Source organism: Peribacillus sedimenti (genome assembly GCF_046237635.1).
Lineage (GTDB): Bacteria > Bacillota > Bacilli > Bacillales > DSM-1321 > Peribacillus > Peribacillus sedimenti.
Window position 1 is genome coordinate 2,654,537 of record NZ_CP143547.1, and the last position, 11,260, is coordinate 2,665,796.

General features: G+C 37.2%; 12 protein-coding genes and 1 pseudogene. 3 read left to right on the forward strand and 10 right to left on the reverse strand.

Annotated features, from left to right (window positions below; all coding sequences use genetic code 11):
• Positions 1–319: 319 nt before the first annotated feature.
• Entirely contained in the window at positions 320–1,510 is a 1,191-nt protein-coding gene (locus V1500_RS13165) for an MFS transporter (RefSeq protein WP_409299841.1), read from the forward strand.
• 494 nt (positions 1,511–2,004) lie between these two features.
• Here the strand turns inward: V1500_RS13165 and V1500_RS13170 are convergent, their stop codons facing one another.
• From V1500_RS13170 to V1500_RS13180, 3 genes are all read right to left on the reverse strand, one after another.
• Positions 2,005–2,400, reverse strand: coding sequence for a general stress protein (locus tag V1500_RS13170; RefSeq protein WP_409299843.1), 396 nt, complete (start codon positions 2,398–2,400; stop codon positions 2,005–2,007).
• A gap of 287 nt (positions 2,401–2,687) precedes the next feature.
• Positions 2,688–3,287 carry a DUF502 domain-containing protein gene (locus V1500_RS13175; RefSeq protein ID WP_409299844.1) on the reverse strand — a complete coding sequence of 200 codons (600 nt, stop codon included), beginning with the start codon at positions 3,285–3,287 and terminating at the stop codon, positions 2,688–2,690.
• An 811-nt stretch (positions 3,288–4,098) separates the two neighbouring features.
• Positions 4,099–5,502, reverse strand: coding sequence for a PLP-dependent aminotransferase family protein (locus tag V1500_RS13180; RefSeq protein ID WP_409299845.1), 1,404 nt, complete (start codon positions 5,500–5,502; stop codon positions 4,099–4,101).
• A gap of 99 nt (positions 5,503–5,601) precedes the next feature.
• Here V1500_RS13180 and V1500_RS13185 point away from each other — a divergent pair, with 99 nt between their 5' ends.
• Positions 5,602–6,045, forward strand: a complete 444-nt coding sequence (locus tag V1500_RS13185; protein ID WP_409299847.1) for a GNAT family N-acetyltransferase — start codon at positions 5,602–5,604, stop codon at positions 6,043–6,045.
• 37 nt (positions 6,046–6,082) lie between these two features.
• Here the strand turns inward: V1500_RS13185 and V1500_RS13190 are convergent, their stop codons facing one another.
• Positions 6,083–6,622: a GNAT family N-acetyltransferase gene (locus V1500_RS13190; protein WP_409299849.1), complete on the reverse strand. Its 540-nt coding sequence runs from the start codon at positions 6,620–6,622 to the stop codon at positions 6,083–6,085.
• Positions 6,623–6,965: 343 nt separating this feature from the next.
• Here V1500_RS13190 and V1500_RS13195 point away from each other — a divergent pair, with 343 nt between their 5' ends.
• The gene (locus tag V1500_RS13195; RefSeq protein ID WP_409299851.1) at positions 6,966–7,121 is read left to right on the forward strand and encodes a hypothetical protein; all 156 of its coding nucleotides are present in this window, start codon (positions 6,966–6,968) and stop codon (positions 7,119–7,121) included.
• 481 nt (positions 7,122–7,602) lie between these two features.
• Here V1500_RS13195 and V1500_RS13200 read toward each other — a convergent pair whose 3' ends face one another.
• The 6 genes and pseudogenes from V1500_RS13200 to V1500_RS13225 form a co-directional block, all read right to left on the reverse strand.
• Positions 7,603–7,728, reverse strand: coding sequence for a GNAT family N-acetyltransferase (locus V1500_RS13200; RefSeq protein ID WP_409299853.1), 126 nt, complete (start codon positions 7,726–7,728; stop codon positions 7,603–7,605).
• A gap of 101 nt (positions 7,729–7,829) precedes the next feature.
• A complete protein-coding gene (locus tag V1500_RS13205; protein ID WP_409299855.1) occupies positions 7,830–8,315 on the reverse strand; it encodes a tetratricopeptide repeat protein in 486 nt (161 codons plus the stop codon).
• A gap of 162 nt (positions 8,316–8,477) precedes the next feature.
• Entirely contained in the window at positions 8,478–8,927 is a 450-nt protein-coding gene (locus V1500_RS13210; protein ID WP_409299857.1) for a GNAT family N-acetyltransferase, read from the reverse strand.
• Positions 8,928–9,105: 178 nt separating this feature from the next.
• Positions 9,106–9,538: pseudogene (locus tag V1500_RS13215) on the reverse strand (DinB family protein).
• 309 nt (positions 9,539–9,847) lie between these two features.
• Entirely contained in the window at positions 9,848–10,141 is a 294-nt protein-coding gene (locus V1500_RS13220; protein ID WP_409299858.1) for a hypothetical protein, read from the reverse strand.
• A gap of 674 nt (positions 10,142–10,815) precedes the next feature.
• The gene (locus V1500_RS13225; protein WP_409299860.1) at positions 10,816–11,082 is read right to left on the reverse strand and encodes a hypothetical protein; all 267 of its coding nucleotides are present in this window, start codon (positions 11,080–11,082) and stop codon (positions 10,816–10,818) included.
• Between the last annotated feature and the right edge of the window lie 178 nt (positions 11,083–11,260).

The following is an 11,260-nucleotide window of genomic DNA, read 5'->3' on the forward strand; positions in this document are numbered from 1 at the left end:
AAATTTCTATTCTCTAACTCATATCATATGCTTCAGCTCTGGGCACTCTACTAACCATTATGTCCTATGAGTTTTAACTACACTCCCCCTTCAAATATTCACCATTATCCTGGTTTGTTTCCTGGATTAATGAACGAAAAAACAAGACCCGCCAAACTTCCCTGTCTTTTATTTCGAAATCAATTCCCGGTTTTCCCTTACCGGCTTTACTGTTGTTGCATGCATGGTAAATAGCGGAAAGTAGATTGAAAAAACTTTTTTTAGGGAATTAGTATGACATGTTACTAGTATAAATAGAAAAGGATTGGGGAAAATTGCAATGAAAAACAGAAGAAATATAGCAGCTTTGTTTATTTTGGCCTTTACCATGTTCTTATTAGGCGGTTTGACCAGTACAAAAGGAATTGTACTGGAAGAAGTAAAAAAAGATATCGGCCTTGATTTAAATGAGTTTGGGCTGGTGGTGTTCATATTTCAGTGGGGATTTACAATTGCCGGAGTTATAACTGGATACCTTGTAGATAAAAAAGGCCTGAAGCTAATGATTATTGCAGGAACGCTTGTGATGGCTGCAGGCCTGGTTGGAACTGGCCTGGCACAAACGATTGTATTCTTTTTAGGATTTTACCTAGTCGTTGGATTTGGTCTAGGTGCCATGACTGTCGCGTCTAACGCAATCGTTCCAGCAGCCTTTCCAAAAAGGCAGGGAATGATGTTTAACCTGACCATGGGCGTCTACGGGGTTGGGATGTTTACTACCCCTTTATTATTAAGATGGATGTTTGATGCAGATATCTCCTGGAGGACTTTTTATTTAGGGATCACGGCATTACTAATAGCATTCATTATCTATATTTTCTCAATAGAAGTTCCAAAGGGAAAAGCAGAACGGGCTAGTTTTTCAGCTTTTAAAGTAATGCTCAGGAATTCACAATTCGTTTTTGTCATGTTATTCCTTGTATTTTACGTGGCCACTGAGGTTTCATTCCTTAACTTCTTTCCAAGCTATTTAAAAACACTTCAGCTAGATCATGCGACTACCGGGGAGAAGGAAAAGTTAGTCGCCAACATCCTTTCTGCTTTCTCTATATTCTTTACAGTTGGACGCTTAGCAGGCGGCTGGTTGACTGAGAAAATTGGCGAAAAGAAAATGCTTGTTTCCTTTTCACTTCTGGCTGTTATTATAGTAGCAATAAGCAAGTTCTTTGCTAATGAGTGGGCATACCTATTCGCTTTGACCGGACTATTTCTGTCGGTGCTATTTCCTACAGCAACAGCCATAGGAACAAAACTCTCTGAAACAGGCGGTTCTGCTCTAGGATTAGTTTATGTTGCTTCTGGTATCGGCGGAGCATTTGCAGGCTGGATTGTAGGTGCTGTTTCTGATAAATTCGGTCCCTCTATCGGTTTTAACTTACCTATCATCTTCCTGATCATTTTATTAATTATTGCATTCTTCATAAAAGATATCCCTGATGAAAAGGCAAGGACGGATGTAGAAAACCGCTGAAATGACATCTGACGCTGCGCCAGCAGCGGGTTGTCAGGATAAATGGTCAAACCCTCCTTTGGGTTTGATCATTTATTATTTACTTTTAAATATACCGGGTTTTTTTTGTGCCCTGCTAAATCATAAGACTTCTAGATTCCAACTTCAAAATCAAAAGGCTTTTAAAGTTACTTTAAATAAAGCCATTATTTAAACTTTACAGATTGGTATCAAATACATAGGCAACAGCCTCCCCACTCACACCATTATAATTAATCCAAAATGTGATAAGACAGATAAAATGTGCAGCGACGAAACCAATAATATTATTATGTTAACTATGATTAAACATTAAGTTATATGATACATTGTATTCTTATACTTGCTTTGACATTTACAATTGTGACCGTTCAACAAAGCCTTTTATTATCCTTTAGGCCAGACGCTGCCAACGGGAGTAACTCCAGCTTAAAAAAACACCCATAGACAGTTTGTCAGGGTGTCGTAATTTGCTATCAGCTTAGGTTTTTATCATCCTGCCTTATTTGTTCTCCAAATTCTGCTGGTTCAGAAACAAGAACATATTTTCCATCAAACACAGCTCGAGCATATTGTTCAAGATGCTTATCGGAATATTGAATTTCTTTCATCTCTTCCATTCCTGAAGATGTACCCGAATCGGAGCCCATCAATAATGCTTTAACGGAATTAAGGAATCTTTCGTTACCCAGCTCCTGGGAACCCACCAATTTTGTATTGACCTTGAGACTTCTTGCCAGTCCTTGAATATTTTCTCCATCCTTCGAGATAATACTTAGTCCTTGCCCGTCATGGCCTTTGAATTTTTCATGTTCTATGGCACTTGCCAACGCATGCTCCGTATCGTAGATTCCCAAAATATGGATTGCCATGCCATATACCTCCTGTCTAAAGAGTTTATGTAACTATTCCCTCAGCAAAAGCTCTGAAAACGTTAAATGGCATCCAGATAGGTTGAAATAATTGTATATATTCGTTCCCTAAGAGCAAGTAACTATGCCTGTCTACCTGCTTGGGCTTTTTAAGTGCATCAAATTGGAAAGCGTTCGAAACTGTTTGTGACCAACAGTGTTACTTTTGACTGGTCTGGACGAGTTCCATAGTTTTTTAAAATAGATATACCAAGGTGGGCAAAATGCTTGAATGATTCCTGCATGCCTTACTGTTCATCTGCCTTCCGGTTTTCTTTTTTAGAAGTCATACCTCCAGACAAAATAAATTTCATTGCATCTTCAGGTTTTACATCTATGATTTCTACTTCCTTCTTAGGAATGAGGAAGGTAAATCCAGCTACCTGGAATGTTTGTTGGATGTATACGGCGACGTATTCTTTTAAAGGGTCATGTAAACTCTGAACATCCTCTGTTGTTATGAATCCCATGCTTTTCATATTAGTGCCGGGAACTGTAATCAAAACAACCTTTGAGAAAGATTTCTTGTCGCCAAGGAATGAATTGATCGTATCTTTGATGACTGTGTAAATGGTTTTTACACCAGGAATTCTTTCAAGTAAGCGGTCAATCACACGGAATATAGTTCCAGTAATAAATCTTGTAGACAGCCAGCCTAAAAGGGTAATAAGGACAATAGTAGCAAGCAAACCTATCCCGGGTATGTAGTCGTCCTTCATATGAGGCTTCAGGATATTGCCCAGTATACTGTCTAAAAACATGAAACTCTTATACACAACATATACAACCAGTATGATTGGGACTATAGTGAGGATTCCGTTGATGAAATTTCGTATGATACTTTTCATAGATTTTTCTCCTAAAACAAATTTCGTAATGTAAACACATTTTCCATTTTACCCGCTCTGAAATAAAAAAGAAAATCTATATTGTTTCACACCCTCTTCCTCTAGCCATATAAGGAAATGGTTTCCTAGTAAGCAAAACAAGGAGCAATTTAGTGAATATAAAAGAAACATAAACTATGGAAAATGACATTAAATATGATTCCTATTTGATTAATTCAACTAACACACCCGTTAGTAAAAGGTCTTTGAGTACTCCTAGAATAATCAAACACTATACGATATTAAGTACTTATGTTATGATTGTGAGAACAATTAAATATTATGTTGGGAACTTAAGACTTCGCTTAGTCACCTCCCCCCATAGTGGAAGGGAGGCTGAGACGATATGTCTTTAGACCATACAAGAACAATGTTAAAAACCTTAGAGCAGTATTCCGACTGTGAGATTTCTTTAACACGTAATGATAATAGTCAACAACCGTTATTGTCTGTTTGCTATAAAAATAATTGCTTAGAAGTAACAAATATCCAGACACTTACAGTTAACACATATGACGATATCGAGTCTACTCTAACAGCTATCGATAGAACAATAAATGATAATTTTAAAAAAACCTCTAATTAATTTGGGGTTTTTTGTTTTCTGTACCCGTTTTTCCCTTAATGCTCAACTAAGGCACCCTTTAGAAATCAACAGAGTCGTTTAACAAAGCCTTGCAATTAAAGTACAGCCTGCACAAGATTACAAAATTGCGCCTGTATAAATCTATGTAAACATATTATGCTTATACAATTCTGATCTGCCATCTTATTATAAATCCCAAGCTTTTTTTAACAAGCGAATGCCTTCTGTTATCTCAGCTTCCGTTAAGCCTCCGTAGCCCAGTAAAATTTCCGGATATCCCGCCGGGGAAGCATTGTCATAATAAATTGAGACTGGATATACCTTGATACCTGCATCTGCTGCCAGCTGAATTAACGCTGATTCCGTTCTTTGGGTATTACGGAGTTGTAAAACGATATGAAGTCCCGATTTCTCCCCCATTACAGTTACATTCTCACCTAACAAATCATTGATAGAAGATAGTAAACAATTTTGCTTCTTTCTATAAAGGGTCCTCATCTTATTTAAATGAGTTTGCCAATGTCCCCCTTCTATGAATTTACAGATAGTATCCTGATGGAGCCGAGAAACCGATTGCTTATATAAGGGAAGCTCCTTTCGATATTTCATTGCTAATTCAATCGGCAATACAATATAGCTCAATCGTATCGAAGGGATTAAAGATTTGGAAAATGTGCCAAGATATATGACCCGTCCGTTTGAATCCATTCCCTGCAAGGATGGTATGGGTTTGCCTTTATATCGAAACTCTCCGTCATAATCATCCTCGATTATGTATCCTCCAGCTTCGTCTGCCCATTTCAATAACTCCGCCCTCCGTGCTAACGGCATTACAATACCAGTTGGAAATTGATGTGAAGGTGTTATAAATACAGCCCTGGCTTTGCTTACCCTCAACTCCTTAATTGAAATGCCATCTGCATCCAGGTCAATCGATGCTAGTTCGATTCCTTGGTTCCTAATGACCGATTTAGTCCTATGGAATCCGGGATTCTCAAAAGCGTATATAATATCCCTGCCTAACAATATACTAAGTAATCCTGTTAACACCTGTGTTCCGGCTCCGATTATGATTTGACCCGGATTGCATCTTACTGCCCGTGAGGCGTAGAGATAAGATGCAATCGCTTCACGTAGATTATATTCTCCCTGAGGGTCGCCCGTTTGAAGCAGCTCTCCCTTATCTTCTTGCAGCGACTGTATCGTTAATTTGCGCCAAACAGGGTATGGAAAATGGATTGTATCAACTTTTCCTGAGTTAAAATCTATTTTTATCTTTTTAATAAGCTCTTCGGGTTTACCCTCCGTAACAGGAGGTATGAATTCCGGATGAAGAATATCTTCCATTTTCGCTACATACAGTCCTTTTCTTATCCTGCTGTCCACATATCCTTCAGCAATCAGCTGCTCATATGCTGCCTGAACAGTATTAACACTGACACCAAGATTTTCTGCAAGCTTCCTTTTTGAAGGAAGCTTCTCTCCAGTCTTTAATGTGGCAGCAATGATCTCCTGTTTTATATATTCATAAATTTGTATAAATAAGGGCTTGTGTAAGCTTTGATCTAGCAAAGGCATGAATTCAAGCATATTTCCGCTCCTTTAATCTGGTACTGTTCATTTTTTAATATCTGATACTTTTAATCATATCAGATTACAGTTACATTATGTCGTAAGGAGGAGTAATAAATGGAAAATAACAAAGAACTGGTCATAAAAGAAATGAAATCTGAGAAGGACTGGCTGAAAGCCTTTCCGGTGATGAAACAGCTGAGGACTCATCTGGACGAACCAGAATATCTAACCCTTGTAAAGGGAGCGGCAGAGGAGAATGGGTATGTGATGTATGCCCTTTTTGAAGAAAACAAAGTAGCTGCCGTTATTGGATTCATGCCGATGACTACTCTATATAATGGTAAATTTATCTGGGTTTGCGACCTTGTTACCGATTATGCGATGCGTTCACTGGGATATGGACAAAAGCTGCTTGAATTTATAGAAGATTGGTCAACAAAAGAAGGATATAAAATAATTTCACTGTCGTCAGGACTACAAAGGCGTGATGCGCACCGGTTTTATGAAAACAAAGTGGATTTTGATAAAGTTAGTTACGTTTTTTTGAAGAGATTATAGTTCATCCAAAAACCGTTCCTATCAAGAAAAAAGACCTTTAGATCAAGGTCTTTTTAGCTTGCTTTATAGTTGCCTGAATAATCTTTGAAGTAAGTACAGCCTGTTCTCCAATTGGGCCCATGGTTCTTCTTCCATCGTCCATAAAACCAATGCTTTCATATAAAGCTCTTGCTGCAGAGTTTTTCATATTTACTGCAAGGACAATTTCATCAGCGGCAGGAAAATGTTTAACTACAAAGTCGTTTAACATAAGCAGCCCTGCTTTTGCATATCCTTTCCCTTGCTCTTTATAATTGATAGAAAAAGCTGTAAGCAATAGTGCATTTATATTCTCTGTATAATTTAAAACTCGTGTTCCGGTATTCAATAGAAAAAAACCGACTGGTGCATCGTCTTTGACAATGATTACAGGATGTCTGTTCCAATCATTTTCTGCCAGACGCAGCATCTTTTTCGGTAGACCCGTAAATTGTTCTTGTTCAGGCGGTAATTCAAAGCGGTTCAAACCGGATAGATATTTTGGATTAAACAGAGAAAGCTTGATATTTTGTATTCCTTTATTTATTATATTTTTCATATTTCCACTGCCTTCATCTTTTGAAATTTTCTCGCACATTAATATAATAATATAATTCGAAATACCGAAATTTTGTTCGAATTGTGCCAACATATTAAAAGAAACAAAATATTCTTATAATTATATTTTGGAGGAATAATTAACGAAATATAAGGCATTTCGTTGGCTAAGAGAATTATAAGATATGTAGGCTAAAATGCATAGTTCTATGGTATACGGTACTCTATACATAAAGTAATAACCTCTTTCCATAATGATATATACCTATTTATAAATTAAAATAGTTGCAAATTATGAGTTTGGAAACTTATAACGAGGAATAGGCTAAAAGGAGGTTTTATACATGACCAGACAAAGGGTATTATACATGGGTAATGAATATGACTTATTACATAGGTATGATTCCGGTTATTGTGAGATTAGAGAAACGCATTCTTACAGAATTGAATTAGTACATACCTCAGATTTACTTTTTCTCACCGATATGTCTGCAGGCTGACTATGTGACAGTGCAGCTGTTTATCTCCGCTCTTTTGCCTTTCCCCTGCTTTTTTATTTCAAAATACATTACATGCTCAATTAAGAGTGTATCGTTAAGAACCACTACTCCTAAAAATTATAAATATGTATTGGTCGGTGAACTGGAATATGATCTTAGGATAGGTGTGCCGGATTTTGACATCATCTTTAGGTAACCTAATTCATCTAAATAGTGATGGGACATATTGGGGAATAGCTGACTCAAGCAGAAATGGAACCGCGATCGGCATCGGTTTAAAGAAAAAACACATTTGAGGTACCAAGGCAGTACCAAAAAAAGGTACTGCTTGTTGTATTTAAGAATTAAGTTATAATTTTAAAAGCATTCTCATTGTTTTAAAAGTACAGCCATCAAAATCTTCTTCAAATTCTTAAAAATGCTGGAATCCTCTTTCCTTATAGAAGGAAAGCATGATTTCATTTTCCTTTTCCACATTTATTTATATTTCTCTGATATTTTCGATGTATTGTATACCTGCACGTAAAAGCTCTGTACCAAGTCCCTTCCCCTGGAAAGCTGGTAGCAAATATATAAATAGTAATACTATGTTGTTGGATTCGGCCATCTTGGAGCTATTCTAATTAAAGGTTAAACCACAAAAATAAATAGGAAGTTAATTTAAATTGCCTACTATATCAAACAACAAACGCCTGTTTAATAAGCTTTTTAGCTCCAAGTCTCATCCAGTTTGTCAGCGTAAAATGAAATCGCCCTTTTATAGTTCTGGATATTGGTATCGGCAGAAGTATCAGCCAGGAGAGTAAGCAAAATTTGCATCCCATCACTGTATCTTCCTAAGTTGTGAAGAGTCATGGCCAAAAAAACTTTAAGAGCTTGATTCTCTGGAAATATGGTAGTTGCCCGCTTTAATAAATCGTAGGACTTGGTGTAATCCCCTATTGTTCGATATGTACTGCCAAGACCAATATATGCGCCTGCTAATTCTGTTGCTGTTAAATCTAGAGAAATCGCTTTTTCATAGTAGGGTACTGCCTCGGTCTCTTTGCCCATTACATCGAAGCTCCAGGCACACTGATATTGAAATGTGCCATTTTCAGGGTACTTCTCCGTCAGAGCAACTAATATCTCATTAGATTCTTTATATCTTTGCTCTTTTCGAAGCATTAACGCTTCGCTTAGCTTCATATTCATAATCTTCTTCCCCTTTGCTTATAGATCCATGCCGACAAGCGGGCCTCAGATTAGTTTCATTCTATGCCAGTTCTGGATTCACCTTCTTTTTCTTGAAATTTTGCTATATAAGCATTCTAGTAAAACAAAAGAAGCACACCTTCTTGGCATGCTCCGCATATATCAACTAATTTCATAAGCCATCCATTCCGAAGGATGCCCACCCATTTTTCTATAAAAGGCCTGTGCAGGAATATTATCGCGGGCCGTTTCCCATGACATATATGCGAAACCATTCATACGTATGTATTCCAAGCATGCATTGAACAGTTTTTCCCCTACTTTTTCTCCCCTGTATTCCTCGCCGACAAATAGATCATTCATTATGGCTGCCCTTTTCAGTTGCAGAGTACTGTAAGTAAAATATAAAGTTGCAAATCCTATCAATGAACCATTTCTCTCTGCTACGAATTGCTTGCCTTCTCGTGGATGTTCGATTAAATGGACAATAAATTTCTCAAGTTCCTTTTCCTCAGGGCAGGGTCTTTGATAAAAGTCTGCAATATAGTTGATCATTAGCGGTCTTAGCTTATTGATATCTTCTTTGGTCACTGCTCTGATTGTAATTTCCATGTCTACTGCTCCTCATTTATAAAAGAATGTCTTATGAGGATGAGTATAATGCCGCTAAAGGCCAATGAAAAGTGTCAGTTCTTAAATTTTATTTGAGGTCAGAGATCAAGATGAATACATAATGAGTAGCGTTTACCCAGAAGAAGCTGCCAGTTCAATGAACGGCTATTGTAAAACCTTACATCTGCGGTGGTTCCATTTCCGCCCATTCTTCTTTTGCAGGACCGTATATCCCTGGTATTTTTAAGGCAGCCTGTAGCATCAGGCCTGTCATTTGTCCCTATAATGCGTCTGGTGCAGGTTAATATAAACATAAGGACACCAACCGGCATTTCCATACCAAATATGTATACTGTTTCAGCCAATGTTTGATGGACCACTGTGACCTTATAGCATTTACAAAGGCTTCATTCGCCTTCTGGCACTGATTTGAACTCCGCAGACTCAGGTACACGATAGTCCTCTGGCAGTGCCTCAAATGAAAGACCAACCTGGTCTGTAATATTTTAAATGGCAGCTACAACATGCCATGCGATTCTTCTTTCAGTACAGTTTTCGAAAGTTATTTCCTGTTTTATAGATTCGTCAGTTAATAGCTTAAGAACATACAATGTTGATCCAGCTTCAAAATTTCAAGAATTTAAAAATCCATCTAATGTCTTATACATATAAGATTTCCTACTCAGCTCTTTTATGGCCTATACATATCTTTGCTGAAAGAATTAATTTTCGTCACAAACGAGCCCGATTCCTCTTTTGTCCATTATTTAAGAAGATAATTAAAAGCCCAAATGGTGTTCGGAACTTAGGGCCCAGAGCCCATAATTACTTGTATTTGCAATAAAAGAAAACGGGTCAGGGAACAAAAGAAATTTACTTCAAAAAAAAGACAGAACAAAATTCTGTCTCAGTTGCAATTTCTAATAAGCTATGAAAAGATCCCCGTTTTCACTAATCCCAATCGATTGAAAACTATCTGTGAATTCCGTACCTTTTATAATTTCAAATCTAGCAAGCTTCTTTTGTCCTTCTTCGTACGCTTCCCTGTCGACTACAAGAATATATACATATACTTTCTCTCCCTCTATTTCTTGAGCGCTCTTAAGTATAAAGTCTTCGCCGTACTTTGCTATAAAAAATGCGCTTGCCTCTTCATAGCTTGAAAATAAAGGGAATGTACTCTCTTCTTCGATGGTAATCTTTTGATGTAACAATGTGGTTTTGCCTCCTTTTTCAATACTGCCATTGTACACTAAAGCAACAAAAAGCGCTTGCCTGAAAGCTCAATTTTGATTAAAAAAGAGCAGCTGCTAATAACAGTAGTGAGTAACCAGGAAAAAAACTTCATGTGGACATCGAAGGCGAAAAAACAGTACCACTGCGTATAAAAGGTCTTTATAGTGATTATGGATTTCAAAAAGATTCCAATAGCTTATAATAAAATCTTTACAGACACTATGAAGGTCATAAAGTATGTCAGAGCTCGAAAAAAGGTATTCATACAGGTTATGAAGGTAAAAACATTGCTGGAATTGAAAATGAGGTTATCATGGGGTTTATGAAGGTCACAAAGCGTTATTCCAGCTGGGTTATGAGGGTCACAAAACAGGACCAAGGCTATCTTCAAAAGAAGAACCCAAATAGCATAACAATGATGAAATCTGTATGATTGAAACTAAGACTCGGTAGCAGTGCTTGAGCTAAAAAACTTCTATATAAAGATCATTGCACGGAATCCAAGACAATAAATGAATCACACCGTAGCGAAAGATAAGTTTAGAAGCAAAACAGTCTAAAGATTTCATAACATTAAAAATAGATGTCTAGTTCACAATTATCTTCTTAACAGAAAGTACTGTTTCAGCAAATCTGGTTGATCTAGTTTCCTTTATGTATTATTTACCCAATAACTGCCGTCCTCGAAAAACTCAGACAAAACAGGTGGTAAAGAATTTAAACTCTCGATAAAGTCTTTCAAGTCACATGTATGGAAAGTATCATGAAGTTTTCGATTCTCCTCTGTGACTGAATATACGTGCACCTCGATACAACCATCCCATCTGGCATTAATATCGAATCTTCCATCTTTACTTTCCAGCTCTATGGCTGCAGTTCCACCATCTTCACGTTGATGTTTGGTCTTTATGATCCACACCAGCTCCACCTCATTTATAATGTTTTTTCAAATAAGCATTAAATTTGTTACGACATATGTTTATAGCACAAAATGTGCTTTTCTGCCGGACTAGCTCTAAACACAACCTTAGCAATCGTCGATGTTAAGGGATTGACAGGCAGATGGAAGAACTAGGGCTCCCTATCTCTTACATATC

Excerpts from the sequence above, each read along its gene's own strand:
- V1500_RS13165 (WP_409299841.1), top strand. The coding sequence starts at position 320 with ATGAAAAACAGAAGAAATATAGCAGCTTTGTTTATTTTGGCCTTTACC.
- V1500_RS13170 (WP_409299843.1), bottom strand. The coding sequence starts at position 2,400 with ATGGCAATCCATATTTTGGGAATCTACGATACGGAGCATGCGTTGGCA.
- V1500_RS13175 (WP_409299844.1), bottom strand. The coding sequence starts at position 3,287 with ATGAAAAGTATCATACGAAATTTCATCAACGGAATCCTCACTATAGTC.
- V1500_RS13180 (WP_409299845.1), bottom strand. The coding sequence starts at position 5,502 with ATGCTTGAATTCATGCCTTTGCTAGATCAAAGCTTACACAAGCCCTTA.
- V1500_RS13185 (WP_409299847.1), top strand. The coding sequence starts at position 5,602 with ATGGAAAATAACAAAGAACTGGTCATAAAAGAAATGAAATCTGAGAAG.
- V1500_RS13190 (WP_409299849.1), bottom strand. The coding sequence starts at position 6,622 with ATGAAAAATATAATAAATAAAGGAATACAAAATATCAAGCTTTCTCTG.
- V1500_RS13195 (WP_409299851.1), top strand. The coding sequence starts at position 6,966 with ATGACCAGACAAAGGGTATTATACATGGGTAATGAATATGACTTATTA.
- V1500_RS13200 (WP_409299853.1), bottom strand. The coding sequence starts at position 7,728 with ATGGCCGAATCCAACAACATAGTATTACTATTTATATATTTGCTACCA.
- V1500_RS13205 (WP_409299855.1), bottom strand. The coding sequence starts at position 8,315 with ATGAATATGAAGCTAAGCGAAGCGTTAATGCTTCGAAAAGAGCAAAGA.
- V1500_RS13210 (WP_409299857.1), bottom strand. The coding sequence starts at position 8,927 with ATGGAAATTACAATCAGAGCAGTGACCAAAGAAGATATCAATAAGCTA.